This window comes from Arthrobacter sp. P1_A5 (genome assembly GCF_056406825.1).
This window is the reverse complement of record NZ_JBFTZL010000038.1, coordinates 1-25,218: the sequence shown is the minus strand read 5'-3', so window position 1 is coordinate 25,218 and position 25,218 is coordinate 1. Positions and strand designations below refer to the sequence as shown.

22 protein-coding genes, 1 tRNA gene, 1 pseudogene and 2 riboswitches are annotated in these 25,218 nt (G+C 68.1%); of the genes and pseudogenes, 15 read left to right on the top strand and 9 right to left on the bottom strand.

The window, feature by feature from the left end:
* On the bottom strand, window positions 1-2,179 hold a 2,179-nt coding region (locus tag AC1D1S_RS08330; RefSeq protein WP_476994207.1), incomplete at its 3' end, for a helicase-associated domain-containing protein.
* Window positions 2,180-2,189: 10 nt separating this feature from the next.
* Complete coding sequence (locus AC1D1S_RS08325) at window positions 2,190-2,423, bottom strand: hypothetical protein (protein ID WP_079555362.1); 234 nt, start codon at window positions 2,421-2,423, stop codon at window positions 2,190-2,192.
* Window positions 2,424-2,600: 177 nt separating this feature from the next.
* On the opposite strand from AC1D1S_RS08325, the gene AC1D1S_RS08320 reads away from it, so the two are divergent.
* The 3 genes from AC1D1S_RS08320 to AC1D1S_RS08310 are packed head-to-tail and all read left to right on the top strand — an operon-like array spanning window position 2,601 to window position 4,959.
* The gene (locus AC1D1S_RS08320) at window positions 2,601-2,984 is read left to right on the top strand and encodes a cold-shock protein (RefSeq protein WP_018776003.1); all 384 of its coding nucleotides are present in this window, start codon (window positions 2,601-2,603) and stop codon (window positions 2,982-2,984) included.
* 8 nt (window positions 2,985-2,992) lie between these two features.
* Window positions 2,993-3,619, top strand: coding sequence for a DUF3027 domain-containing protein (locus AC1D1S_RS08315; RefSeq protein ID WP_476943720.1), 627 nt, complete (start codon window positions 2,993-2,995; stop codon window positions 3,617-3,619).
* A 44-nt stretch (window positions 3,620-3,663) separates the two neighbouring features.
* A complete protein-coding gene (locus AC1D1S_RS08310; protein ID WP_476994206.1) occupies window positions 3,664-4,959 on the top strand; it encodes an MFS transporter in 1,296 nt (431 codons plus the stop codon).
* Window positions 4,960-5,044: 85 nt separating this feature from the next.
* On the opposite strand, the gene serC is transcribed toward AC1D1S_RS08310, so the two are convergent.
* The gene (serC, locus tag AC1D1S_RS08305; RefSeq protein WP_476994205.1) at window positions 5,045-6,175 is read right to left on the bottom strand and encodes a phosphoserine transaminase; all 1,131 of its coding nucleotides are present in this window, start codon (window positions 6,173-6,175) and stop codon (window positions 5,045-5,047) included.
* A 345-nt stretch (window positions 6,176-6,520) separates the two neighbouring features.
* Between serC and AC1D1S_RS08300 the strand changes: the two genes are divergently transcribed.
* The 9 genes from AC1D1S_RS08300 (at window position 6,521) to AC1D1S_RS08260 (ending at window position 17,206) form a co-directional block, all read left to right on the top strand.
* On the top strand, window positions 6,521-7,216 hold the full coding sequence (locus AC1D1S_RS08300) for an iron-dependent transcriptional repressor DtxR (RefSeq protein WP_243181619.1): 696 nt from the start codon (window positions 6,521-6,523) through the stop codon (window positions 7,214-7,216).
* 150 nt (window positions 7,217-7,366) lie between these two features.
* A riboswitch (cyclic di-AMP (ydaO/yuaA leader) is annotated at window positions 7,367-7,581 on the top strand.
* A 4-nt stretch (window positions 7,582-7,585) separates the two neighbouring features.
* Complete coding sequence (locus tag AC1D1S_RS08295) at window positions 7,586-8,407, top strand: M23 family metallopeptidase (RefSeq protein WP_243181618.1); 822 nt, start codon at window positions 7,586-7,588, stop codon at window positions 8,405-8,407.
* 136 nt (window positions 8,408-8,543) lie between these two features.
* Window positions 8,544-8,713: riboswitch (cyclic di-AMP (ydaO/yuaA leader) on the top strand.
* A gap of 295 nt (window positions 8,714-9,008) precedes the next feature.
* Window positions 9,009-9,779 carry an NlpC/P60 family protein gene (locus tag AC1D1S_RS08290; RefSeq protein ID WP_243181617.1) on the top strand — a complete coding sequence of 257 codons (771 nt, stop codon included), beginning with the start codon at window positions 9,009-9,011 and terminating at the stop codon, window positions 9,777-9,779.
* 219 nt (window positions 9,780-9,998) lie between these two features.
* The gene (locus tag AC1D1S_RS08285) at window positions 9,999-10,499 is read left to right on the top strand and encodes an HNH endonuclease (RefSeq protein WP_026266867.1); all 501 of its coding nucleotides are present in this window, start codon (window positions 9,999-10,001) and stop codon (window positions 10,497-10,499) included.
* Window positions 10,500-10,593: 94 nt separating this feature from the next.
* The gene (gene mobA / locus AC1D1S_RS08280) at window positions 10,594-11,265 is read left to right on the top strand and encodes a molybdenum cofactor guanylyltransferase (RefSeq protein ID WP_476994204.1); all 672 of its coding nucleotides are present in this window, start codon (window positions 10,594-10,596) and stop codon (window positions 11,263-11,265) included.
* A gap of 21 nt (window positions 11,266-11,286) precedes the next feature.
* On the top strand, window positions 11,287-11,574 hold the full coding sequence (locus AC1D1S_RS08275; protein ID WP_079555354.1) for a DUF6457 domain-containing protein: 288 nt from the start codon (window positions 11,287-11,289) through the stop codon (window positions 11,572-11,574).
* Entirely contained in the window at window positions 11,571-13,073 is a 1,503-nt protein-coding gene (locus AC1D1S_RS08270; protein ID WP_476994203.1) for a molybdopterin molybdotransferase MoeA, read from the top strand. The genes AC1D1S_RS08275 and AC1D1S_RS08270 overlap by 4 nt, the downstream gene beginning before the upstream one ends.
* 134 nt (window positions 13,074-13,207) lie before the next feature.
* The gene (gene fdhD / locus AC1D1S_RS08265) at window positions 13,208-14,080 is read left to right on the top strand and encodes a formate dehydrogenase accessory sulfurtransferase FdhD (RefSeq protein ID WP_476943714.1); all 873 of its coding nucleotides are present in this window, start codon (window positions 13,208-13,210) and stop codon (window positions 14,078-14,080) included.
* A 90-nt stretch (window positions 14,081-14,170) separates the two neighbouring features.
* Window positions 14,171-17,206 (top strand): alpha-mannosidase, encoded by a 3,036-nt coding sequence (locus tag AC1D1S_RS08260; RefSeq protein ID WP_476994202.1) that lies wholly within the window; start codon window positions 14,171-14,173, stop codon window positions 17,204-17,206.
* A 258-nt stretch (window positions 17,207-17,464) separates the two neighbouring features.
* Here the strand turns inward: AC1D1S_RS08260 and AC1D1S_RS08255 are convergent, their stop codons facing one another.
* The 3 genes from AC1D1S_RS08255 to AC1D1S_RS08245 are packed head-to-tail and all read right to left on the bottom strand — an operon-like array spanning window position 17,465 to window position 19,726.
* Window positions 17,465-18,208: a hypothetical protein gene (locus AC1D1S_RS08255; RefSeq protein ID WP_476946486.1), complete on the bottom strand. Its 744-nt coding sequence runs from the start codon at window positions 18,206-18,208 to the stop codon at window positions 17,465-17,467.
* 43 nt (window positions 18,209-18,251) lie between these two features.
* Window positions 18,252-18,983: a hypothetical protein gene (locus AC1D1S_RS08250; protein WP_476946487.1), complete on the bottom strand. Its 732-nt coding sequence runs from the start codon at window positions 18,981-18,983 to the stop codon at window positions 18,252-18,254.
* Window positions 18,980-19,726 (bottom strand): hypothetical protein, encoded by a 747-nt coding sequence (locus AC1D1S_RS08245; protein ID WP_476946488.1) that lies wholly within the window; start codon window positions 19,724-19,726, stop codon window positions 18,980-18,982. The genes AC1D1S_RS08250 and AC1D1S_RS08245 overlap by 4 nt, the downstream gene beginning before the upstream one ends.
* Window positions 19,727-20,014: 288 nt before the next feature.
* Here AC1D1S_RS08245 and AC1D1S_RS08240 point away from each other — a divergent pair, with 288 nt between their 5' ends.
* Entirely contained in the window at window positions 20,015-21,682 is a 1,668-nt protein-coding gene (locus tag AC1D1S_RS08240; RefSeq protein WP_476994201.1) for an ABC-F family ATP-binding cassette domain-containing protein, read from the top strand.
* Window positions 21,679-23,592, top strand: a complete 1,914-nt coding sequence (locus tag AC1D1S_RS08235) for an ABC transporter ATP-binding protein (protein WP_476944630.1) — start codon at window positions 21,679-21,681, stop codon at window positions 23,590-23,592. Before AC1D1S_RS08240 ends, AC1D1S_RS08235 begins: the two co-directional genes overlap by 4 nt.
* A 61-nt stretch (window positions 23,593-23,653) precedes the next feature.
* Here the strand turns inward: AC1D1S_RS08235 and AC1D1S_RS08230 are convergent, their stop codons facing one another.
* From AC1D1S_RS08230 to AC1D1S_RS08220, 3 genes are all read right to left on the bottom strand, one after another.
* Window positions 23,654-24,061, bottom strand: a complete 408-nt coding sequence (locus AC1D1S_RS08230; RefSeq protein WP_028276934.1) for an NUDIX hydrolase — start codon at window positions 24,059-24,061, stop codon at window positions 23,654-23,656.
* Window positions 24,058-24,678: a DUF6314 family protein gene (locus AC1D1S_RS08225; RefSeq protein WP_476994200.1), complete on the bottom strand. Its 621-nt coding sequence runs from the start codon at window positions 24,676-24,678 to the stop codon at window positions 24,058-24,060. Before AC1D1S_RS08225 ends, AC1D1S_RS08230 begins: the two co-directional genes overlap by 4 nt.
* Window position 24,679: 1 nt before the next feature.
* A tRNA-Arg gene (locus tag AC1D1S_RS08220) sits at window positions 24,680-24,752 on the bottom strand.
* 82 nt (window positions 24,753-24,834) lie between these two features.
* Between AC1D1S_RS08220 and AC1D1S_RS08215 the strand changes: the two are divergent.
* A pseudogene (locus tag AC1D1S_RS08215) lies at window positions 24,835-25,218 on the top strand (DUF998 domain-containing protein); the annotation flags it as partial.

Sequence of the window (25,218 nt, the reverse complement as noted above, 5' to 3'; positions counted from 1 at the left end):
TGTCGGCCTCCGGCGGAGCGGTCCGCGGGGCCGTGTAGACCGGCCGGCCGCTGCCGGGCGCAGGGGTGCTGCGGCGCAGCCGGACGATCGCGGAGGCAGCTTCCTCCAGGACCGGGGCGAGCCCCAGACCCCGGAGGGCCTGGGCGGTTTCCCGGGGCGCGGCGTGGGAGACGACCACGGTGGGCGCGATGCGCACCAGCCCGAGGCCGGCCGCGGCCGGGGCGTTGAGCAGCTCCAGCAGGGCAGCCTCGTCCTCGCTTTGGATAAAGCTGGCCGCGGCCCCCACCCGGAGCCGGGAATGGCGCGCGGCAGTGTCTTCGATGAGGTACTGGAGGGGCTGCGGGATGGCGGTGGCCGAATGCTGGCGCAGGAAGTCCAGCATCGCCGCGGCGTCCTGGCCGGCGTCGAGGGCACGGCGCACGGAGGTGACGGAGAACCGGTAGATGGTGGCCGGTCCCTGCCCTTCGGCCGTGGCCATGGTCAGGAGCCGTTCGCTCAGTTCGGGGTCGAGGTAGCCCGGCGCCACCGCCGTCAGGTCCGCCTGCAGCAACACATGCTGCAGGGCCGCCGGCAGGTGTTCGCCCAGGATCCCCAGGGCGTCGTCCGGCTGCTCGGCGGCGATCGCGGCGCCCAGCTGGCTCAGCGCCCCGGAGCCGATCAGGCCGAGCATCTCGGCCTCCGCGAGGATGCCGCGGATCAGCGAGCTGAAGCGCCTGGCCATCCGGGGCTGCGTCCACTCGGCACGCTCCAGCACGGCGGCGGCATCGAGGACCGGGGCCTGCCCGTCGGGCGCCACGGCCTCAAGGGTGAGTTCGTGCAGGATTTCCAGGACCCTTTTGCGGACCACCGGGGCGTCCGGCCGCTGCGCCTCGGCGGAGAGCGCATTGATGGTGGTCCCTGCCGGGCCCCGGTGCCCTGCCGGGCCCGGGGCGGCAGCATTCACCGGTTGGCCCACGAGGGACGGTGCGCGCTCGCTGGCCAGCCAGGCGTTGACCAGCCACAGCCACTGCTCCTGCCGCGGCAGCGACAGCCACTCCAGCTGCGGCGGCTGCACCCACGCAGAACTGTCGACGTCCAGGCGTAGCARACCGGCCATTCCGCAGAGCTCCGCGAGGACACCGGCCTCGTGCACTTCCATCCGCAGGGAATCCGCCAGCCGCTTCATCTCCCGGACCCCGACGCCCCCGCTGCGCAGCGTCGCCAGCGGCTGTTCGCGCACGGTGTAGAGCACTTCGCCCACGAGCCGCAGCGTCTCGGCGATGGCGCCCAACGCGGCGTTTCGGCGCAGCCCTGCGCTCGTGTTGCCCAGCCGGGGGACGGGCGGCGTGAGCGAAAAGTTCTCGATGACAAACCCGCCGCGCAGCGACACTCCGACGCTGTGCGGCAGTTCGACGTGCGCGGCGTCCAGCGGTACCAGCAGCCCGCGCGCCAGCAGCCAGTCCACGGGGCCGACGTCGGCGCCTTCGTGGAGCACGGACGCCCGGCGCTGCGCCTGCGGGACGGCGCCCATGGCCCAGTTCCCGAAGCGGGCCAGAAGGGCAGCGGTCCGGTCCGGTGCGGAGGCCAGGATTTGCTGGAGCGATTCCGGTGTTGCCGTCCAGTGCTGCAGGGACAGGGCGGCTTCCATCGGCGTCGTGGCGGGGGAGATGGACGCCCCGGCGCGGTGAAGTTCCCCCACCAGCTGCACCACGCGCTGTGCAAAAGCAGGCTGGAGCCGCACAAGTTCGGTGTAGCTGCGCCCGAGCCCCGCTGGGTAGATGCCAATCACGTCCTTGAGGCTGCCGACCGGAAGGTAGTGGCGCTGCTTGGCGGCGGCGGGGGTCGCGCCGTGCGGCGGATCGGCGCGGTGGACGAGGGCCAGTTCCTGCAGGGAATGGAGGAGCCGGTCGACGGCGGCAACCGAGGAGCCGTTGATCAGTTTCTTCAGCATCGCCGCCGACGCGCTGTGCCCGGTATCGGCGTTGGTGCACAGGTGCAGGGTTTCCAGGACCTGCATCTGCGGGCGGTTGAGCCGTTCGAGGGCCCGCTGCACGCTGACGCGTCCGCTGGCGCGGGCGGCGAGGGCGGCGAAGTCCGGGACGCCGGGAGAAATCAGGTCCGGCCGCGCGGAGAACAGGGCCCGCAACGATTCGTCGCTTCGTGCCTGAAGTTCCTTGCTGAGCGCGCGGATGAGGGACATCGCTCCAACGTTACCTTTCGCCGGGCCCGCGCGGGCGGCGCCGGGCTGCCACCGCGTCGACAACGAGGGCCAGCATGAGCAGGAATGCCACCGGGAGGCCGTAAAGGGCCGTCGAGGTAATCCAGGCCGGCGCCACGGCATTGTTGAAGGCCATGGCCATGACAGCGCCGACGGCAACGAGGGACAGCACAGCAAGGGTGGCCGCTACGATCATCAAAGGCCGCCGGTAACGCGTCAGTGTCATGGGGGCAACGCTAACAGTCCGGCATCGCCCGCGCCTCAAGCCGTTAAAGTGAACCAGGCAGGATAACCTTGGAGATACAGACCAACACGGTCCGGGCAGTCATACCCTGAACCCGCGTATCCATGCGGATGCGGTGACCGCCGGCCGTGTCCCCGCAGAACGAAGAAGGTTGATTACGTGCCTACCGGCAAGGTCAAGTGGTATGACAAGGAAAAAGGCTTCGGATTCCTCGCGGGCGAGGACGGCCAGGAAGTCTTCCTGCCCAAGTCCGCGCTGCCCGAAGGCATTACGGAGCTCAAGGCCGGCACGCGTGTTGAATTTGGTGTAGCCGACGGACGCAAGGGTGCCCAGGCCCTGGGCCTGCGCGTGCTGGACAAGACGCCGTCCATCGCCAAGGCAAAGCGGCCCAGCGCCAGGGACCTTGCCCCGCTGGTCCAGGACCTCGTCAGCGTGCTGGATAACCTGTCCGGGACCCTGTCCGCGGGCAAGTACCCGGAAGGCAACAAGGGCAAGGCGATCGCAGCGGCCCTCCGTAAGGTTGCCGACGAGCTGGACGTATAAGGCTTTTGATGACTCAGGAACCTGATCAGTTGCCGGCGCCGGATGCCGGAACCGCAGCGCCCGCCGGGGCTAAAGCAACCGGCCCCAAGCAGGGAATCCGTCCGCGCGCCGGCGTGCCCGTCTGGCGCACCGGCAAGCCTGACGCCTTCCTGGCCGCAGCCGTCGACGTCGCCCGCACCGCGGTGGAGGGCATTGCCCCCGCCGAGCAGATCGGCGAGCACATCGGCGCCCGGAGCGAGGGCGACCGCCTGGTGACCCACCTGTTCGAATCCAGGCTCCCCGGATACCTGGGGTGGCAGTGGTACGCCGTGCTGACACGCAACTCGCGCTCCAAGGTGGTCACGGTGGACGAACTTGGCCTTCTGCCCTCCGAGGACTCCATCCTGGCACCGGCCTGGGTTCCGTGGGCCGAACGGGTCCGGCCGGAAGACGCGCAGGCTGACGAGGCTGCCGAGGCGCCGTCCGGTCCCGAAGCGCCGTCGCAGGCGTCCGACGCCGACCAGCAGGATGACGCTGACGACGACGACGCCGACGACGCTGACACCGCCGACACCGACGACGACGCCGACGACGCCGACACCGACGCCGACGCCGACGACGCCGAGCGGGAACGCTCAACGGGCGAGGCCGACTAGCGGTTGGAAGCGTCCGGGAGCGTGTCTGGGGAGGGCTGGGGCTGATGTCCACGTTCAAATCCCTGCACATCCTGAACTACCGGATCTGGTTCGTCGGCGCCCTTATTTCCAACGTTGGCACCTGGATGCAGCGCACCGCCCAGGACTGGCTGGTGTTCGCCCACCTGACGGCGCACGATGCCGGGGCGGTGGGAATCACGATGGCCCTGCAGCTGGGCCCGCAACTCTTCCTGGCACCCGTGGCCGGACTGGTCGCCGACCGGTTCAACCGCAAGCGGCTCCTGGTGCTGACGCAGTCCGCCATGGCGCTGCTGAGCGCGGGGCTGGGCATCCTGGTGGTCACGGGCGCGGCGCAGCTCTGGCACGTCTACGCCTTCGCCCTGATGCTCGGGGTGGTTTCCGCCCTGGACGCCCCCGTCCGGCAAACCTTCGTCTCGGAACTGGTCCAGGACGACTACCTCCCCAACGCCGTGGCCCTGAACAGCGCGTCTTTCAATGTTGCCCGGATGATCGGTCCGGCCGTCGCCGGCGTGCTCACGGCCGTCGTCGGGCCCGGCTGGGTCTTCCTCATTAATGCGCTCACCTTTGTGCCCCTGTTGCTGAGCCTGGCGAAAATCCCGTCGTCGTCGCTGCGCCGGCTGCCGCGGGCACCGGCGGGCAGGGGCAGGATCCGGGAGGGGCTGCGCTATGTGAGGTACCGTCCGGATTTGATCGTGGTGCTGGTGGCGATCTTCATCGTGGGAACCCTGGGGCTGAATTTCGCCCTGTTCATCGCGGCCATGGTGGGGACCGAATTCGGCCTGGACGCGGGGGCCTTCGGCCTGATGAATTCGATCATGGCCATCGGATCCGTCGCCGGGGCCCTGCTGTCCGCCGGGCGCGGCAAGCCACGGCTGCGGGTCATCTTCGGGGCGGCCGCCGCCTTCGGCGTGACCTCGGGCATCGCAGCGATGGCCCCGAACTACTTCTGGTACGGCGTCGCACTTGTGCCCGTGGGGCTGTTCGCGATCACCATGATGACGAGCGCAAACGGGTACGTCCAGACCACCACAGAGCCCGTAATGCGGGGCCGGGTGATGGCCCTCTACATGGCGATCTTCATGGGCGGAACTCCCCTCGGGGCACCGCTCGTCGGCTGGGTGGCAAACACCGCCGGCCCCCGCTGGTCCATGGCGGTCGCGGCGGGCGCCGGCCTGCTGGCGGCCCTGATCGGGCTGGTGTGGATCATCCGCGCGAAGCACCTGCGGCTCCACTTCAACCGCCGCGCCCACGGGCTGCGGTACTTCCGCGTCGAAAGCCGGACCGGCGCGGCCGGTGCCGGCAGGGACCCGCGGCCGTAGGCATAGCAGGGCGGACGGACCTGAAACGACGACGGCGCCGTCACGGCCTAGGTCCTCAGGGGCCGTGACGACGCCGGACGCAGGGCTACTTCTTCAGTTCCGCCACGACGAAATCGATGCACTCGAGCAGTGCCGAGACATCGTCGGGCTCGATCGCCACGAAGGTGGCGATGCGCAGCTGGTTGCGGCCCAGCTTGCGGTACGGCTCGGTGTCGACGACGCCGTTGGCCCGGAGCACCTTGGCGATGGCCGCGGCGTCGATCGAGTCATCGAAGTCGATCGTGGCGATCACGTTCGAGCGGTCCTCGGCCTTGGCCACGAACGGCGTGGCGTATTCGGACGCTTCGGCCCAGCGGTAGATGCGGCCGGCAGAATCCGCGGTCCGGCCGGCGGCGAAGTCCAGGCCGCCGTTGGCGTTGAGCCACTGCACCTGGGCGTCCAGGGTCACCAGGGTGGCCAGCGCGGGGGTGTTGTAGGTCTGGTTCAGCCTGGAATTGTCGATCGCCGTCTGGAGGTCAAGGAAGTCGGGAATCCAGCGGTTGCCGGCCTTGATCCGTGCCGCCCGTTCCAGCGCGGCCGGGGAGAACAGGCCCAGCCACAGGCCGCCGTCGGATGCGAAGTTCTTCTGCGGCGCGAAGTAGTACACGTCCGACTCCGCCACGTCCACGTCCAGCCCGCCCGCGGCCGAGGTCGCGTCCACGAGCACCAACGACCCCTCGTCGGCGCCGGCCACCCGCTGGACGGGTGCGGCAACGCCGGTTGAGGTCTCGTTCTGCGGCCACGCATAGACGTCGACGCCGGCCTCCGCCCGGGCGGTGGGGCGGGTGCCGGGTTCGGCCTTGATGATGGAGGACTCGGCAAGGAACGGCGCCTTGTTGGTGGCGGAAGCGAACTTCGAGCCGAACTCGCCGAAGGACAGGTGCTGCGCCTTGTTCTCCACGAGCCCGAAGCTGGCAATGTCCCAGAACGCGGTAGATCCGCCGACGCCCAGCACCACTTCATAGCCTTCCGGTGCCCGGAAGAATTCGCTGAGGCCGCTGCGCACCGAGCCGACCAGGTTCTTCACGGGCGCCTGGCGGTGGGAGGTCCCCAGCAGCTTCGACGATGCCGCGGCCAGGGCGTCCATCTGTTCCGGCCGGACTTTGGACGGGCCGGCGCCGAACCGTCCGTCCTTGGGCAGGAGGTGGGCGGGGATCGTGATGCTGGTGTCGCTCACAGTGGCTCCAATTTTCGGCTGGTTCGTAGCGTGGCTGGGAGGTGGCGGGCAGGGATGGCTACCACGGACACCCCTCTTCATTCTGCCTGTCTTATTTTGCCTGACAGCTCCCGGCGATACAGAAAAAGGCCTGTCATAGTCCGGTCATTGAGACGCCGGGGACGGCCGGCCGGCTGGGGCTGGGACAATAGCTTCAGGTCGATCGAAAGATTATCCGGAGTAATTCAAAATAGGCTAGGCTGGCATGCGAACGTACGGCGGTTCCCGCCTGGGCGCATCCTGCATGCAGCCCGCACGCGGTACGGTGGGAATGACGCTAGGACTGCGCTCGAGGAGCTGAGCTGAATGACGGATCTGATCGATACTACGGAGATGTATCTTCGGACCATTCTGGAACTTGAAGAAGAAAACATCGTTGCCCTCCGCGCCCGCATCGCCGAACGGCTCCGCCACTCCGGCCCCACTGTGTCCCAGACGATCGGCCGGATGGAGCGCGACGGGCTGGTGGTTGTTTCCGGCGACAGGCACCTTGAACTGACGGAAATCGGACGGAAACGTGCAATCGGTGTCATGCGCAAGCATCGTCTGGCCGAACGCCTCCTCGCGGACGTGATCGGGCTCGACTGGGCCTACGTCCACGAGGAAGCGTGCCGCTGGGAACATGTCATGAGCGAACGCGTCGAGCGAAGAATCTTCGAGATGCTCAACCACCCGACAGTCTCGCCTTACGGAAACCCTATTCCGGGGCTGGCGGATCTTGGCGGCGTGCCCAACGGCGCCCCCGTGGACAGGCCCGTGAACCTGCTGGAGGCCATGGCCGGCTACGGGGTAACTTCCCGGGTTACGGTCAACCGGCTCGCGGAGCCGATCCAGGTGGAGCCGGAGCTTCTGGCCCAGCTCGACGAGGGCGGAATCCGGCCTGGCGCGCTGGTCTCGCTGGAGCGGGTGGGGGAGTACATCTCGGTCCGCGTCCCCGATATCGAAGGTGCCCTGGAACTGCCGCCCGAGGTTGCCGCGCACGTCTTTGTAACAGTCGCCTGACCAGCCACTACGCGCCGGTCATGGGACGACCCACGAGTTGTCCACAATTGCGGTTACGGATTTATTACCGGGCGGCTTAATCGCCTATAGTTAGTGCCCAGTACCGATACCAAAGCGTTACCTGATCCGAAGCCGAGCCCTGCCAGCGGATCAGTCGCAGAACTACCTCCTGGCAGGGGCGGGGGAACCACTTTCGGCTGCTACTTCGGCAGCCTTGGGGTGAAGTCCGTCAGCGGCAAGCAGCTTCCACCGAAGGATCCCCTAGGGATGCCTCTGTGCGTGGCTGCCTGCAACGGCGGACCGGGTCTTTGATCTCTCTGACCCGAATCCGACAGCTAACTTCGCAGGCCATCCAGAGAGGAACCCTTCTTGACCACCCAGACCGCCAGGGGCCGTCGCCGCGCGACCGGTCCCGCTCCGGAGCCGCGTCCCGTCGTCGCACACACGGCCGAACGCCCGCGGGACGTGCACCGCGATGAACGCCGTCGCCGTCGCAGTCCGTTCCGCCAGGTCACGGACTTTGCCGCGGCAAGCGGAGTCGGGCAGAAGGCCGGGATCGCACTGGCCGCAACTGGTCTGGTTCTTACCGTGACGGTCCCCGTCACGAGCCCGGTGATGGCTTCGAATCCGGGCGGATCCGGCGCGCTCTCCGCCGCCGTGCAGCCGGATGTCACCGCTGCCGCCGCCGCCAAGGTCGACTTCAACCGCACGGCCGTCACCACGAAGGGCGATCCGGACGGGAAACTCAAGCAGCTGCTGAGCGCCCAGTCTGTGGGCACGATCACCCGCGCGGCATCGGCCGGCACCCTGGGTGCGCCGCTCGACCAGCTGGTCACGGCCTCGCCCTTCGGCTACCGTGTCAGCCCCATTACCGGGGGCGCGGGGGAGTTCCACCGCGGCCAGGATTTCGCCGCCCAGTGCGGCACGGCGGTCCACGCGGCCGCCAGCGGCACCGTGACCTTCAACGGCTGGCATCCCTTCGGCGGGGGGAACCGCGTGGTCATCGATCACGGCAACGGCCTGGAGACCACGTACAACCACCTGTCCTCGGCTTCGGTCAAGGTCGGCCAGAAGGTTTCCCGCGGTGACGTCGTCGCCATGAGCGGAACCACCGGCGCCTCCACGGGCTGCCACCTCCACTTTGAAGTGATGGTCAACGGCGATGTCGTTGACCCGCTCGGCTGGCTCTAAAAAGACGATGGGCTGCTCTCAACTTCCTGTGACACGCCGTGATCTGAATGTGACATTGGATCAGGACTGCTGTAGGGTTTGAAGCACGCCAACTTTTCCGAAGTTGGCGCTCTTGAGTGGATTGCCTAGCTCTGCCACCGCTCAAGGTCCGTTCGCATTACATCGTCTGGCAGGGGCGGGGGAACCAATTTTGGCCTTCGAAAGAAGGCCTTGGGGTTAAGTCGCAAAGCTTCCCAGGAAGCAGCGCGGCCGGGTGACTCCCATCCGAATCCGACAGCTCACCTCGTAGGCATTGGGAGAGGCTACTTTCGTGTCTTCACGCCACAATTCTGCGCGCATGCGCACCGGCGAGGCTCTGTCGAGCCCGCTGGAATCCACATCACGTGCCGCCCTTGCCGGCGCCCGGATTGGATCACGTTCCGCAGGCTCAATCGCTACCGAGCCCGGACAGCATGCAGTTTCCGCTTTTGGCGCGTCTTCGCAGTACACCCTTCGCTAAGTAACCCATTTCGGGGCGATCCGGCGTACCCCCAAGATGCCGGAGCGTCCTCAGTCCGTGCCCGAAAGCGCGCGGTCCAAGGATCACGAAAGAGAGAACTTAATGACTACTCGTGCAAACGTTGCACGGCACCGCGCCGAGGTCACCAAGACCAACTCGCTGGCTGTAATTGCTAAGGCTGTCGGCGACAACGCCGGCGGCATGGGCCGTCAGGCCGCGGTCATCGCCGCAGCTTCCGGTCTGGTCCTGACCAGCGGAATCGCAGCCAACGCTGCTGAAACCAATGTTCAGCGCGAATCCACCTCCGCTTCGGCCCTGGAAGTCCAGTCCGCAGCTCCGGCCACCATCTCGGCCGCTTCCACCATCGCGATCTCCTACGAGAAGCCCGCCGTGACCACCACGCCGGCTCCCGTCGTCGAGGCTCCCAAGCCCGTCGTGAAGGTCCAGGACGCCACGGCCACGGCTACAGCCACCCGCGCCGGCGGCACCGAGCTTGGCGTCAGCGGCGGCGTCGCTGCCCAGGCCCCCGCGGGCATCGGAAGCGGCGCAGGCGCGACCATCGCCGCTGCTGCCTACGCACAGATCGGCGTGGCGCAGGACTGCACCGCCCTCGCCACCAACGCCCTGGCCGCGGCCGGCATCCACTACCACGGCTGGCCGGCAGGTTACCTTTCCCTGGGCCGCACCGTGAGCGCCGCCGAGGCACGCCCGGGCGACCTCGCCTACTACCAGAACGGCGGCGTGGGCATGGCTCACATCGCGGTCTACGTCGGCAACGGCATGGCAGTGCACGGCGGCTGGAACGGCGGCACCACCGCGCTGTACAGCGTCAACGTCGGCTCCGGTCCGGTCTTCATCCGCGTCGGCGCCTAAGCACGAACCCCAGCATTCCGAAAGACCCCCGCCTCCAGGCGGGGGTCTTTTGCGTTGCCGCGCAGTGAACTTTCCGCGCTGAGGACCGCGCCGGTGAAAAAATATTCGGTGATMCGGCACTTGAGTGTTTACTCTTGTGTTGTCGATCCATAGCCCGACCATGCAGAGGGCAGCCGGCCCTCGTGCCGCTGGCGGGTGCGGCCGTGAAGAGGTATGCGGATGCGCACTCTCGTTCTGAATGCTGGATATGAACCGCTGGCGGTCATCACCTTCCGCCGGGCGCTCGTCCTTGTCCTGACCGGAAAGGCCAGCGTGGTGGCCGAAGGGGACGACCCCGTGGTCGGCCCCCAGGACATTTTGGGCCGCCCGTCCGTGATCCTGCTGAACCGCTACATCCGGCCAAGGTACAACACGATGACTGCGGTGAGCCGCCGCGGCGTGCTGCGCCGGGATGCCCACCGCTGCGCGTACTGCGGCAAGGCTGCCCACACCATCGACCACATCCAGCCCAAATCGCGGGGCGGAGCCGACTCCTGGGAGAACCTGGTGGCGGCGTGCCTGCGGTGCAACAACGCCAAGAGCGACCATACGCCGGCGGAGATGGGCTGGAAGATCGGTTTTGTTCCGGGCCCGCCAAAGGGTGCCATCTGGCAGATCAAGGAACTCGAGAAGCCGACGCCGGCCTGGGATCCGTTCCTGCTGCCTGAATCGGCTGCCTGATCGGCCTCCTAGCTGATTGATCAGCCGGTGAAGACGCTGCCGGCGCACATTACGGCTTGTTCAGTGGCCGCTGGCGCCGCGCTAGGCTGAACCGATGGAGTTCGATGCCATCATTCTCGCCGGGGGGCGGTCCTCACGCCTCGGCGGCGTGCCCAAATCCGGGCTGATCTACGACGGCGCCACCCTCCTGGAGCGGTCACTGCGGGCCGCGGGCKCGGCGGGGCGCACCGTCGTCGTCGGCCCCGACCCCGGGGGCCTGCCCGGCGGCGTCCTGACCTGCCGGGAAGAGCCGCCCTTCGCGGGTCCGGCCGCAGCCATCGCGGCGGGGCTGGCCGCCCTGGCCGCCGATCACGCGAGCCGGCACGCAGCAGCCGCGCCCTATACCCTCGTCCTGGCGTGTGACATGCCCCGGTCGGCCGGCGCGGTCCGTGCCCTGGCCGAGGCGCTGGCCGCGTCTGCTGCAGGCACACCGGAAAGGGGTGGGGCCGACGGCGTCATGGCCGTCTCGGCCGACAGTCGGAAACAGCCGCTCGTGGGCTTTTATGGCACGGCCGTGCTACAACGTTCTGTCGCGGACGCCGCGTCCCGGGACCGGCTGGAAAACGCGTCGGTGTTCGCCCTTCTTGCTAGGCTGGACGTGCGGGAAGTTCGCGTTCCCCCGGGTTCCACGGATGACGTCGACACCTGGGATGACGCGTCCGCACTGGGGGTATCCGGCAGGATTCCCGACGGCGGTCCGGGCTCCGGCCCGGCTCTGCACAGCTGAACTCGACCATGGAGGCAAACGGTGAAAAGCCAGGACGAAACACTGGAAGACTGGTGCCGTGCCCTGCTCCAGGCCCTGGAGCTGGACGACGTTGAGATTGACGTGAATGAGGTCCTCGCCCTGGCCGGCGTGGCCGCCCATTCCGTGGTGCGCCCGGCGGCACCGCTGACCACATTCATTGCCGGCTTTGCGGCCGGCCTGGCCTCCGGCTCCGGGCAGGCCACGGACTCCGTGTCCATGGAGTCCGCGATGGCCGTGGCCCGCCGGCTCGCCAAGGACTACGCAGCCGCCGAAACTTCCGGGGCATGACGGCTGCGGCCCCGGACGGCAATGGCCCCGCCACCGCCGCAGGTGAAGATGGCGTCAACGATAGCGGCGGAAATGGCGTCAGAGATGGCGGTGGAGAGGCTCTCGTAGACGGCCCTGGAGGCCCTCACATCGCGCACCAGGACACCGCGGACCAGGACTCAGGGGACGAGGACACTGCCGCGGAGCCGCACAGGCACCTGGCCCACACGTGGCAGGAGGCCCGGCAACTCGCGTTCGAGTGCGCCGTTCCCATCCCGGCCGCCCCTGTTCCGCTGCGGCAGACGCTTGGCCGGACGCTCGCGGCGGACGTCGTTGCCCGGCAGGACATGCCCCATTACGCTTCCTCTGCCATGGACGGTTGGGCCGTCAACGGCAGCGGGCCCTGGATCCTGGCCGAACCCGGTCAGCGCCTGGCACCACATCAGGCCAGCCCGATTGCCACCGGCGGCCTCATCCCGCCCGGGGCCAAGGCAGTGTTGCGCAGCGAAAGCGGCATCATCGACGCCGACGACGACGGCCTGCCCGTCCTGAAGCTGGGCGGCACCGCGAAGCCGGGAGACCCGCGCAACGGCGACCACATCAGGAAGGCCGGGGAGGAAGCCGCCGCCGGGGACGTCCTGATCAAGGGCGGCACGGTCCTGAATCCGGCCCATCTGGCGCTCGCCGCGCTGGCCGGAAGTGACGCCCTTCCCGTGCTCGGCAAGGCCGTGGTCCGCCTCGTTTTCACTGGCTCCGAGGTCGTGACGAGCGGGATACCGGCACCCGGGCAGGTCCGCGACACCTTCGGACCCCAACTGGCCGCCGTGGTGGGAATGCTCGGCGGGATCTGCACCGAAGAAGTGGAAGTCGGCGATACCTACGCCGAGTGGCTCGCCGCCCTCGAGGACACCGATCCTGCCGGTGAAAACCTGCCTGCCGACGTCGTGATCACCACCGGCGGCACGGGGCGCTCCGGGACAGACCACCTCAGGCGCTCGGTCGCCGAGCTCGGCGGCCGCCTGCTGATCGACGGAATCGCCATGCGCCCGGGCCACCCCGCCGTGCTGGCCGAACTGCCGGACGGCCGTTACATCCTTGGCCTGCCAGGAAACCCGCTCGCGGCCATGATGGCGCTGTCCACGATCGGTGCCCCACTCCTGGCGGCACTCGGGCACGGCGTGATCCCCCCGCTCAGCGAGGTGCCCTGCGGCTCGACGATTGACGCCGACCCGGGCCGGACCCGGCTCATGCCCTTCCGGCTGCTCTACGGCATGGCATCGCCGGCGCAGCACACCGGCCCCGGAATGATGCGGGGGCTGGCCGCCGCCGACGGTGTGCTGGTGGTCCCGCCCCATGGCGTGCAGCTGGGGGAACTCGTCCCCGCCTTCGCCCTCCCGTGGAGTGCGCCGTTGCCTGACGCTTCGGCGGCGGCCGCCGAACAGAAGCCGGCGGCGAAGCGGACCGCCAGGAAAACCGCGGCCAGCGACGGTCCGGTGGACTGGAGTGCCCTTTTGGGCTGAGCCCTGGCCTGCTGCGACGGCACCGGGACAAGGCACGCCGCTAGGATCAGGCACTTACAATGATGGAACCAACCAAAGATTCAAACAGCCGCTAGCTTCAAACAGCGGCACACAATGTTGCTTAGGAGCACCGGATGGGCCGTGTGACACAGCGCCGCAAGGTGCACAAGATTGTCCTGGACGGGTCCCCGCAGGCCCTCGAATTCCCGGTCCGGCACCGGGAGGACGTCCTTGCCGTCGAGGAACCGCTGGAAATCCGGCTCGGCAACATGTCATTTTCCGTCACCATGCGAACGCCGGGCAATGACTTCGACCTCGTCGCAGGCTTCCTCGTCTCGGAGGGGATCATCTGGGCTCCCGAACAGCTGGTCTCGCTCAGGTTCTGCGCCGGCGAAGACGCCGACGGCATGCAGACGTTCAACGTGGTGGAGGCGCAGCTCAGGCCCGACGTCGTCCGGCCCGAGACCGGKCGCAACGTCTTCACCTCCAGTTCCTGCGGCATCTGCGGCACTGACTCGATCGATGCCGTTCGGAAGTCCTCGCACTACAGCCCGGCACACGATCCGCTGAGCGTCCCCGTCGAAACGCTCGCGGCCCTCCCGGACGCCCTCCGGTCCGCCCAGGAGGTCTTCGAAGTCACCGGCGGCGTGCACGCTGCCGGGCTCTTCAGGATCTCCGACGACGGCTCGGCCGAGTTGCTGTGCCTGCGCGAAGACGTGGGCCGGCACAACGCGGTGGACAAGGTGGTGGGCTGGGCACTCCGCGAGGGCCTGCTCCCGCTCCGGGGCACCGTGTTGCAGGTGTCCGGCCGGGCATCGTTCGAGCTCGTCCAAAAGGCGGCCCTCGCCGGTATCCCGGTCCTCGCCGCTGTCAGTGCCCCCTCCAGCCTGGCCGTCGAGCTCGCCGAGGCCAGCGGGATGACACTGGCCGGGTTCAGCCGCGGGACCAGCCTGAACGTGTACGCGGGGCAGCAACGCGTCGCGGTTCCGGCGCCCGCGGCCGGCTAGGGGCAACAGTTGGCCAATGGGTTCTCCGCGGCGTAAGTTTTATCCATCGATTGGAGTCGATCGGACCCCCCAGCGCTGAAGAGGATCACATTGCACGACGACCGCCGTCTTACGGAAGTCCGGCTGGACCGCTTTCTGCGTGACCGGATCGGCCCGGCCGTCTACCCGCGCAACGTGCCGCTGACGCTGAGCAGCTGGGACGCGCCGGACGAACCCGTGCCGGTGCTCGAGGCCCTGCGGCAGGAGTTCACGCCCCAGGAACACGGCGCGGCCTGGGGCCGGCCCTGGAGCACCAAGTGGCTCCGGTTCCGGGGTGAGGTGCCGGACGCCTGGGGAACCGCGGCCGGAACCTCCGTGGAAGTCCTCGTGGACCTCGGCTTCAGCGGCGACCTCCCGGGTTTCCAGTGCGAAGGCATTGCCTGGCGGTCCGACGGGACCATCATCAAGGCGATCTCGCCACGGAACCAGTACATCCCGCTCAAGCTCCTGGGCAGTGGCATGGCCGTTGACTTCTACGTCGARGCCGCGGCCAACCCCGACTTGTCCCAGAACTGGACTTTCGCCGCCACCCCCTACGGCGACAAGGCGACGTCGGGCAGCGAGCCGAAGTACCGCCTCGGCAGGATCGCCATCGCCGAACGCAACCAGACTGTCTGGGAACTGCAGCAGGACATCCTCACGCTCAGCGGGCTCATGCACGAACTGCCCATGGACCTGCCCCGCCGCCACGACATCCTGCGGTCGCTCGAACGCATGCTGGACATCATGGACCCCGACGACGTTGCCGGGACCGCGGAGGCCGGACGGGCCGCCTTGGCCGATGCCCTGTCCCGGCCCGCCTATGCCTCGGCGCACCAGCTCGTGGCCACGGGCCACGCCCACATCGATTCGGCCTGGTTGTGGCCGGTCCGGGAGACCATCCGCAAGTGCGCCCGGACGTTCTCCAACGTCGTCGCCCTGATGGACGAGAATCCCGATTTCATCTTTTCGTGCTCCTCCGCCCAGCAGCTCGCGTGGATGAAGGAGTACTATCCGGAGCTCTTCGGGCGCATCCGGGACAAGGTCCGCGCCGGCAGGTTCGTTCCCGTCGGCGGGATGTGGGTCGAATCCGACTCCAACATGCCCGGCGGCGAGGCCATGGCACGGCAGTTCCTCGAAGGTAAAAGTTTCTTCCTGGCCGAATTCGGGATCGATTGCCAGGAGGCGTGGCTGCCGGATACGTTCGGGTATTCCGCCGCCCTGCCGCAGATCATCAAGGCCGCAGGCAGCCGCTGGTTCCTGACCCAGAAGATCTCCTGGAACCAGGTCAACAGGATGCCTCACCACACCTTCAACTGGGAGGGAATCGACGGCACCCGGCTCTTCACCCATTTCCCACCTGTGGACAGCTACAACTCCGACCTCAGTGCCCGGGACCTGGCGCACGCAGAACGGAACTACCGGGACCACGGACGCGGAGGCACGTCGCTGGTTCCGTTCGGGTACGGCGACGGCGGCGGGGGCCCAACCCGCGAGATGCTGGCCGCAGCGCAGCGCACGGCGGATCTGGAAGGATCTCCGAAGGTGCGGATCGGCTCGGCGGCCAGCTTCTTCAGCCAGGCCCAGGCCGAGTATGAGCCCCTGCCGGTCTGGGTGGGGGAGATGTACCTGGAACTGCACCGCGGCACCTACACCAGCCAGGCCAGGACCAAGCTGGGGAACAGGCGCAGCGAGCACCTCCTCCGGGAGGCCGAGCTCTGGAGTGCCACGGCGGCTGTGCGGACCGGGCACCGCTATCCGGCTGCGGAGCTCAAGCGCCTCTGGCGGCTGGTTCTGCTGCAGCAGTTTCACGACATCCTGCCGGGCAGTTCCATCGCCTGGGTCCACCAGGACGCCGAACGGAACTATGCCGCCGTCGAACGGGGACTGGAAGCGGTCATCACGAACGCCGCGGCGGCGGCCCTCGGCACCGGCAGCCGGGAATTCCTGCTCAACGCTGCCCCGCACGAGCGCCTGGGCGTGCCTGCCCTGGCGGCTGCCGAACCGGTCCGGCCCGGGCAGCCGGTAGAGATCACTGAGGACGGCGGCGGCTACATCCTGGACAATGGCATCATCCGTGCCGTGGTGGATGCCCGCGGACTGCTGGTCTCCCTCGCGGACCGGGCCTCCGGACGAGAGGCGATTGCTCCCGGCGAGGTGGGAAACCTCCTGGAGCTGCACCGGGACACGCCCAATGAATGGGACGCGTGGGACATCGACGCCTTCTACCGCAGGAACGTCGTCCGTCTGGACCAGGCGCTTTCGGTGGCACCAGAGCGCGACCACCGGGGCGAAAGCCCGGACGCCGTCGTGGTGGTGGAGCGGATGGCCGGGTCCTCCGCGGTGACCCAACGGATTACGCTCGCGCCGGGTGCAGACTCGCTCGCGATCACCACGGCCGTGGACTGGCAGGAGAGCGAAAAGCTGCTCAAGCTGGGCTTTGCATTGGATGTCAGGGCCGACCGGTCGGCGGCGGAGACGCAGTTCGGGCACGTCTTCCGCCCGACCCATGTCAACACGTCCTGGGAGGCCGCGAAATTCGAAATCTGCGCCCACCGCTGGATCCACGTCGCCGAGCCGGGCTATGGGGTGGCGATCTCCAACGCTTCCAGCTACGGCCACGACGTCACCCGCAACGTCCGGGAGGACGACGGCGGCACCACCACCACAGTGCGGCTCTCGCTCCTGCGGGCACCGAAGTTTCCGGATCCCGGCGCGGACCAGGGCAGGCACGAGCTGCACGTCACGGTCCGTCCGGGCGCCACGATCGCCGACGCCGTCGAAGAGGGCTACCGCACCAACCTGGCACCGCGGGTGGTGCATGGGGCCCACGGGGTGGAGCCGCTGGTCACGGTGTTCAACCAGGCCCTTGTCATTGAAGCGGTCAAACTCGCTGAAGACGGTTCGGGGGATGTGATTGTCCGGCTCTACGAAGCACTGGGGGAGCGGTCCACCGGCGCGGTGAAGGCCAATTTCCCGGTCCGCGGGCTGCATGCCGTGGATCTGCTGGAACGGCCCGTCGATGCTCCGGGAGTGACGGCGGGCGGCAATTCCGCCGAGCTGACGTTGCGGCCCTTCCAGCTGGTCACGCTGAGGTTTGTGCGCTGACAGCCAGGGCCGCCTGCCGCCGCCTTTCCTGCAGGGGAATCCGGCCGGCAGTGTCGGGGAATCCGAATGTTGTCGGGAACAACCGGAAAACCCCTTAAACAGGCTGAGTGGGAGCGGTCCTACCGGACCGCTACCACTCATCCCCCCAATGGCGCTTGGACGGCTGCCTCTGCTTCGCACGGCTGACTTCCGTACACGAAGCGATTGCCGCATTCACACATTCATGATTCTCTCACGGTCTAATGATTTTGTGAATGCCTACTTTTGGTTCTTGCGAAATGTTGCGCGAGCGTTATGAGATTCTTTGGCGGCGAGCCCGGAAGCCCAGAACAGTCCCAGGCCCAGGACGTAGCCCAGGACGGCCAGATAATTGACGGTCTGCTGCGCGAGGAGCCAGTCTTTCGTGGCGAAGGAGGCGGGGATGGTGAACGCGGTTGCCAGGGCACCGAGGCAAGTCAGGAGGGCCGCCGCACGCACGAGACGCGGCAATCGGCTCCGGGCGGTGGCCAGCAATGCCGGCAGCAGGGCGAGGGAGACAAAAGCAGGGTAGGTGCGGCCGGCGGCGGCGTAGAACGGCGCCAGGACTGCATTCGGGCCCCCCTTGTCGGCGATGCCCAGCAGGCCCGACGAGGACCCGCGGGTGTCCATGAGGAAGAAGGTCAACGCCACGGCGACGGCGCTGAGAGCCAGGGCCCAGCGCCCGGCCGGCCCCGCGATGAGGCGGTAGCCGGGCTCGTCTGCCAGGCCCCGCGCCACGCGCAGACCGACCAGCAGGACCGCGGCGAATACGAGGAAGCGCAAGATCAGGTGGGCGAGGTTCCATCCCCCCAGCGCCCCATCGATCGCCTCATAGGGGCCGGGCACCGAGAGCAGGCTGCACAGGGTCGCGAGCACCAGGATCAAGAAGACGGTCCTGTTCCGTCCCTGGATCGCATCCGGAAGGCGGAGGAGGAGCACCACGGTGCAGATGATCAGCGTGCCCCACTGGAGGGTTGCAATCATTCCCGGTTCTCCCACATCGCTTGCCTGCTCAGCCCCAAAGTGGTCAGATCATGCCAGCATGCTTCTTCGGTGCATGCTTCGCAAGCGTCTTAGCCAGCCAGATCATGCACAGTCCCAGGACCAGGCACAAGACCGCCGAGTAGTTGATGACGAACCGCATGAACCCGAGGGGCGGAGGGACGACCGGGGAGAGCAGGCTGAGACAGATGGCCACGGTGCCCACGGCCAGCAGCCCGGCGCTGGACCGGACAAGGGCCGGAAGTCCGCTGCGCAGGGTCCGCAGCATCGCCGGAAACAGTGCCGCGGTGATGAACGCGGGGTACAGGCGCCCGGCGGCCCCGTAATACTCCACCAAGGCGGCATTGCGATCATCCTTGGCGAAAACGGCGACCAAACCCGCCGAGGAGCCGGCGGTATCCATCATGAGGAAGACCACCACCACCACAGCCGAGGCGGCAGCGGCTACTGCGATGCCGATGGGGCCGGTGATGAGCCGCAGGGCATCGTCCGCGGTGAAGCCCCGGGCCATCCGGAGACCAAGGAAGAAGATGACGGCGAAAATGACGAAGCGCAGCAGCAGGTTGGCGATGTTCATGCCTCCCAGGGCCTGGTCCACGGCCAGATACGGGGCATCGATGCTGAGCAGGATCGCCAGGGTCATCAGCGCAAGGATCCAGAACAGGGACCGGTTTTCACCCCGCAGGACACTGGGCACGCGGACGAGCGTGGCGACGCAGCAAATCGCCAGTGTGGTCCACTGGAGGATCGCGATCATCCGAGGTTCTCCCAAATCTTTCGTGTTTGTGCCTGCTCCTGCTCATGGCGCCGCAGCGATTTTCCGAGCGCCTGAAGACGTTCCCCGGCCAGGGCGCTAAGGTCGCCGTCGGAAAGAGCATCCAACGCGGCTTGCTTCGCCCCGGCCGTCCAGCCGGCCTCAGCCTCGGTTATCAGGCCCGTCGCGACGAGCCCGCCCGTGAAGCCTACGCCCGCCGCGCGGGCGGTCGCGACCGCAAGCTCGGGGGACAGCCGGTTTGCCGTGAGCTGCGCGGAGTAATTTTGCGGTGCCACCCCGGTGGCGGCCGAAACCCGGTGGCGCAATTCACCGTCGTCAATCGCATCCACCCAGTTCCGGACCGACGTGGCGTGCGGTGCGGGGCTCAGCGCCGGGGTCATTGAGCTGCCCTGGTCACCGTAGCCGCCGTAGGCCGGGGAAGAACGCGAAATGACGGCGCGCAACAGGTCCATAGTGGCGACCTGGCTGACGAGTTCGGCCGGGGTCGGCGGCTGCGGCGGGGCGGCCAGCTCCGCATAGTGCTCGAAGGAAGCGAGTTCCGCCAGCGGACTCAAATCCAGGGCCCGGCTGATGCTGACCAGGGTGGTTTCGGCCACCTTCCCGCGGACCAACTGCTGGGCGAAGGTGGTGCGCTTGATCCCGGAGATCCGGCAGAGATCGGCTGTGCTCGCGGACGGGGCAACGCGGTGAAGCCAGAGTTGGAACGCCTTTGCGGGTAGTGGCATCTAGGGCTTCCTGCGGAGTCGACGGGCAGTATGGCTACTGGCATGCGGTGGGGCAGCGGCGATTGAGGCGGGGGGTGGCGGCGGTGTGGCGGTGCGGGCTGGGATTTTGCGTGAGGTCCTAATTCAACTATGCTAAATGGTCGAACCCGCTGGTCCGTACACCCCCCAAGTCCGGACCGGCGGGTTCTTCTATGCCCGGCTGGGTTTTGGCCCGTTTCTACCAGTCAGCACGGCCCGTTTTTGCCAGACGGGACGGCCCGTTTTGGGCCGCAGTGAGAGGATGAAGTAATGACTGCAACCCTTGTTGCCAAGGATCTTTCCGGTGGACACGATCACCGCACACTCTTCTCGAAGCTGTCCCTGACCGTAGCCCCCGGCGACGTCGTCGGCGTCGTCGGCGCCAATGGTGCCGGCAAGTCAACCCTGTTGCGGCTGCTGGCCGGCGTCGACGGTCCGCAGGAAGGCACCGTGAGCCTGGCCCCCGCCGACGCCTTTGTCGGCTGGCTGCCGCAGGAACACGAACGCATTTTCGGCGAAACGGTCGCGGGCTACATCGCCCGGCGCACCGGCTGTGCCCAGGCGACCCTGGAGATGGAATCCACCGCGGAGGCGCTGGGTTCCGGCGCTCCGGGCTCCGACGACGCCTACTCCCTGGCCTTCGACCGCTGGATGGCCTCCGGCGCCGCTGACCTGGAGGACCGCRTCCCGTCCGTCCTGGCGGACCTTGGTCTCGATGTGGGCCCCGACGCCGGAATGACTGGCCTGTCCGGTGGCCAGGCGGCCCGTGTGGCGCTCGCCGCCCTGCTGCTGAGCCGGTTCGACATCGTGCTCCTGGACGAACCCACCAACGACCTGGACCTCAACGGCCTGGCCAAGCTCGAGGCCTTCGTGCAGGGCCTGCGCGGCGGCGCCGTCCTGGTCTCGCATGACCGCGAGTTCCTGGCACGCTGCGTGACCACGATCGTGGAACTGGATCTGGCCCAAAACTCGGTGGCGGTATACGACGGCGGCTACGAGGCCTACCTGGAGGAACGCGCCGTTGCCCGCCGGCACGCCCGGGAACGTTTCGAGGAGTACGCGAACACCAAGGCGGACCTCGTCTCCCGGGCCCGCACCCAGCGCGAATGGAGCTCCCAGGGCGTCCGCAACGCGATGAAGAAGAACCCGGACAACGACAAGATCCGCCGGGCGGCCAGTACCGAGTCCTCCGAGAAGCAGGGCCAGAAGGTCCGGCAGATGGAGTCCCGCATCGCCCGGCTCGAAGAAGTGGAAGAGCCGCGCAAGGAATGGCAGCTGCAGTTCAGCATCGGGGCGGCGCCCCGCTCCAGCGCCGTCGTGGCCACCCTGCGCGACGCCGTCGCGGTGCAGGGCGACTTCACCCTGGGCCCGGTGAACCTGCAGCTGAATGCGGGGGAACGGATCGGGATCACGGGTCCCAACGGCGCCGGCAAATCCACCCTGCTCCGGCTCCTGCTCGGCGTCCAGCTGCCCGACTCCGGTGACGCCTCCATGGGCGCGTCCGTGGCCGTCGGCGAGATCGACCAGGCGCGCGGCCTCTTGGCCGGCGAGCTGTTGCTCGCAGACGCCGTTGAGGCCGTCCTGACGGAGCAGACCCCGGCCGAGGTGCGCACCCTGTTGGCCAAATTCGGCCTCAAAGCCGATCACACCAACCGGGCCGTGGACTCCCTCTCCCCGGGGGAACGGACCCGGGCAGCCCTGGCGCTGCTGCAGGCCCGCGGCGTGAACCTGCTCGTGCTGGACGAACCCACCAACCACCTTGACCTGCCCGCCATCGAACAGCTCGAGGAAGCCCTCGACAGCTATGACGGCGCGCTGCTGCTGGTCACCCACGACCGCCGGCTGCTGGAAAACGTCCGCCTGGACGTGCGCTGGAACGTCGAGAACGGCGTTGTCACCGAACTGCACGCCGATGCCCCGAAAGGCAACACCAAATGAGCATGGACCGGGTCGCCTGGAGCTCCCTCTACAACATCACCCGCGCCTCCAGCGGGTCCAAGCCGTTCTCGAAGGAGACCCTGAAGCGCGTCTTCAGTTTTGCCCGCCCCCACCGCAGCAAACTGATCGCCTTCGTGCTGCTGTCCATCGTGATGGCCTTCCTGGCGGTCGCCACCCCGGTCCTCGCCGGGCAGGTGGTTGACGAGATCATCGCCCACGCGGAGGCCTCAACCGTGATCTGGCTGGCCGTCCTGATCGCCATCGTCGCGGTGGCCGAGGCGGGCCTGGGCCTCGTGACGCGCTGGCTGTCCTCCACGATCGGCGAAGGCGTGATCGTGGACCTCCGCACGAAGGTCTTCGACCACGTCCAAAAGATGCCGATCGCGTTCTTCACCAGGACCCGGACCGGGGCCCTGGTCAGCCGGCTGAACAACGATGTCATTGGCGCGCAGTCGGCCTTCGCCGGCACGCTCTCCGGCGTGGTCAGCAACGTCGTGGCCCTGGCGCTGACCCTTGCGGTGATGCTGAACAAATCGTGGCTTGTGACAGTGCTTGCCATGATCCTGCTGCCGATCTTCCTGATCCCGGCCCGCCGGATGGGCTCCAAGCTGGCCGATCTGCGGCGCGAAGCCGCCGAGCACAACGCCACCATGGGCACCCAGATGACCGAGCGCTTCTCCGCGCCCGGCGCCACGCTGGTCAAGCTTTTCGGCCGCCCCGACGAGGAATCCCGCGAGTTCGCCCTCCGGGCTGGCCGCGTCCGGGACATCGGCGTCCGCACCGCCATGCTGCAATTCACCTTCGTCACGGCGCTGACACTGGTCTCGGCCTTGGCCCTGGCACTGGTCTACGGCCTGGGCGGCTGGCTCGCACTCGCCGGGCAGTTGAACGCGGGCGACGTCGTCGTGCTCGCGCTGCTGCTCACCCGCCTGTACGCGCCGCTCACGGCACTTTCGAACGCACGGGTGGAGATCATGAGCGCCCTGGTCAGCTTCGAACGCGTCTTTGAGATCCTGGACCTCAAGCCGCTCATCCAGCAGAAGCCGGATGCGGTGGCCTCCCCGCCAGGTCCGCTCTCGGTGGAGTTCGACAATGTCCGCTTCGCCTACCCCTCGGCGGAGAAGGTCTCGCTGGCCTCCCTGGAGGACGTGCGGACCCTGGACACCCGCGGCGGCGAAGAAGTGCTGCACGGCATCAGCTTCCGGGTGGAGCCGGGTCAGACGGTGGCCCTCGTCGGCTCCTCCGGGGCGGGCAAGTCCACCATTGCGCAGCTCCTGTCGCGCCTGTACGACGTCGACTCCGGCGCCATCCGCTTCGGCGGCACGACGCCCGGCGCGGGCGTGGACGTCCGTGACCTCACGTTCGACTCGATGCGGGCGACCCTCGGGATGGTGACGCAGGACGGTCACCTGTTCCACGAGAGCATCGCCTCCAACCTGCGTCTGGCCCGGCCGGAGGCCACCGAAGAGCAGATGTGGGATGCGCTGCGCCGTGCCCGGCTCGAAGACATGATCCGGTCCCTGCCCGATGGACTGGACACCGTGGTGGGGGAGCGCGGCTACCGGCTCTCCGGCGGCGAGCGGCAACGCCTGACGATCGCCCGCCTGCTGATCGCCCAGCCGCGGGTGGTCATCCTCGACGAAGCCACCGCCGCGCTGGATTCGACCAATGAGGCCGCCGTCCAGGAGGCGCTGGGCGCCGCGCTGGAAGGCCGTACCGCCGTCGTGATCGCCCACCGTCTCTCGACGATCCGTGCGGCGGACGCGATCCTGGTGGTGGAAGACGGCTCGATCGTGGAGCGCGGTACCCACCGGGAGCTTCTCGCCGCCGAGGGCCGCTATGCGGAGTTGTACCGGACGCAGTTCTCCGAGGCCAGCGCGGTGGCCCAGGAATCCGTGCCCGGCTACTGAGCCGCCGTTTGGAAGCCGGCATTTTAGATGCCGGCTTTGGAGGCCCTGGCCGGTACGGGTCCTAGCCGGACGGCTTGGCGGACAGGGCCGGCAGCACATGGTCCGTCAGTAGCGGGGCGAGGTCACCGGGCAGCTCGGCGGACAGGTCCAGCCAGCGGATCTCGGCGATTTCCGCCGACGGCCGGGCGCTCCATACCCCGGGCGCCGTGAAGACCGTTGCCTCGATCTGGGTGGCCGCCTCGTTGGCGGCATCCGCCAGCCAGCAACCCAGCAGGTCCAGGCGGTCCGGGGCCAGCACGATCCCCACTTCCTCCTGGAGCTCGCGCGCCGCAGCCTGGGCCGCTGTTTCGCCGGCCTCGGGTTTGCCGCCGGGGTGCATGAACTTGTCCGTGCCGCGTTTGCGGACGGTCAGGAGGCGTCCGGAGCGATCGAAAACGCAGACGGCGGAGACGACGATGCGCGGGTTCACCCGGCGCGCCCTGAATCCGGCGCGGCATCCGGCGTCGCATCGGGGGTCATATCCGGGGTTACTCCCGGCGTCACGCCTGGCCTGGTCTCGGGATCCGGGCCTGGGCTTGCCTCTGGTCTTGCGTCTGGTTTTGCTTTCAGCCGTCGCAGGACGGACTCCAGCAGATGGTCCTTGGCGGGCCCGGTGACGTCCCAGCGGTATCCGCATTGGTCCGGACCGCGGAAGGTGTACGTCACGCGGTAGGTGTCAGGGTCGCACCAGTGCTCGTCCTGATTGGTTTGCCCGGCGAAGCCCATGCGGTGGAAGGGGCGGCCGTCCGGGAAGTACACGTCCAGGACATCGGGGGTGTCCGCCGGCCGCAGCAGATATTCCCGGCTCGCCGGGCCGGCGAACGGCGCACCGCCCAGGGCCGCCCAGCGCACGGTGCCTTCTTCACGCCACCACAGTCCGCCGTCGTCGTCGTCGGCAGTGAAGCGTACGACGCCGGTGAAGGTTCCGCTGGTGCCGGTGCTGCGGTCCAGCAGGGTGCGGTCGACGGACCAGGAGCCGCACAGGTAGGCGCGGAGGTCAAAGTCCGGACCCGTGTCCGGGGTTTCGTCCGGGGCAGGAATGTTCAAGTGCCCTCGATTGGAATCGAACCAACGACACCGGCTTTAGGAGAGCCGTGCTCTATCCACTGAGCTACGAGGGCGGATGTCCGCGGGCGGCCGGGGCCGGTCCGGTCGGACACGGATATAAGCATACAAGGTGAGCGCGCGTACTACGCTCTTGGCATGACTGCAGGAACCACCGAGCTTTCCGCCGGAGCCCTCTACTACCCCGATGTGGCCGCGACCAGGTTTTACGTCGGGGCCCTGGCGAAGCTGAGCGTGCTGCAGTATTTCGTGGCCGAGTCGGCTGTGATCGGTGCCTGGGCGGGAGCGGAGCCATACAGCCGCCGCACGGGCTACATCAGCGACCTCGGCGCCGTGGCGTGCGGAGAGTTCTCCGGCCGGGACGTCTGCTCGCCGGCGCACCTGCTGATGAACGCGTCGTTTGTGGTCCAAGGCCTTGGCATGGTGGTCGGCGCGCTGCTGCTCGGCTCGGCGCTCCTGTGCTGTGCCGCGCGGACCGGCGTGCCTCTTCGGCGCGGCCGGGTGCCGGGGCGGGCGCACGGC

Coding starts and splice junctions, on each gene's coding strand:
- AC1D1S_RS08325 (WP_079555362.1), bottom strand. CDS start 2,423: ATGACACTGACGCGTTACCGGCGGCCTTTGATGATCGTAGCGGCCACC.
- AC1D1S_RS08315 (WP_476943720.1), top strand. CDS start 2,993: ATGACTCAGGAACCTGATCAGTTGCCGGCGCCGGATGCCGGAACCGCA.
- AC1D1S_RS08310 (WP_476994206.1), top strand. CDS start 3,664: ATGTCCACGTTCAAATCCCTGCACATCCTGAACTACCGGATCTGGTTC.
- AC1D1S_RS08300 (WP_243181619.1), top strand. CDS start 6,521: ATGACGGATCTGATCGATACTACGGAGATGTATCTTCGGACCATTCTG.
- AC1D1S_RS08290 (WP_243181617.1), top strand. CDS start 9,009: ATGACTACTCGTGCAAACGTTGCACGGCACCGCGCCGAGGTCACCAAG.
- AC1D1S_RS08285 (WP_026266867.1), top strand. CDS start 9,999: ATGCGCACTCTCGTTCTGAATGCTGGATATGAACCGCTGGCGGTCATC.
- AC1D1S_RS08270 (WP_476994203.1), top strand. CDS start 11,571: ATGACGGCTGCGGCCCCGGACGGCAATGGCCCCGCCACCGCCGCAGGT.
- AC1D1S_RS08255 (WP_476946486.1), bottom strand. CDS start 18,208: ATGATTGCAACCCTCCAGTGGGGCACGCTGATCATCTGCACCGTGGTG.
- AC1D1S_RS08250 (WP_476946487.1), bottom strand. CDS start 18,983: ATGATCGCGATCCTCCAGTGGACCACACTGGCGATTTGCTGCGTCGCC.
- AC1D1S_RS08245 (WP_476946488.1), bottom strand. CDS start 19,726: ATGCCACTACCCGCAAAGGCGTTCCAACTCTGGCTTCACCGCGTTGCC.
- AC1D1S_RS08235 (WP_476944630.1), top strand. CDS start 21,679: ATGAGCATGGACCGGGTCGCCTGGAGCTCCCTCTACAACATCACCCGC.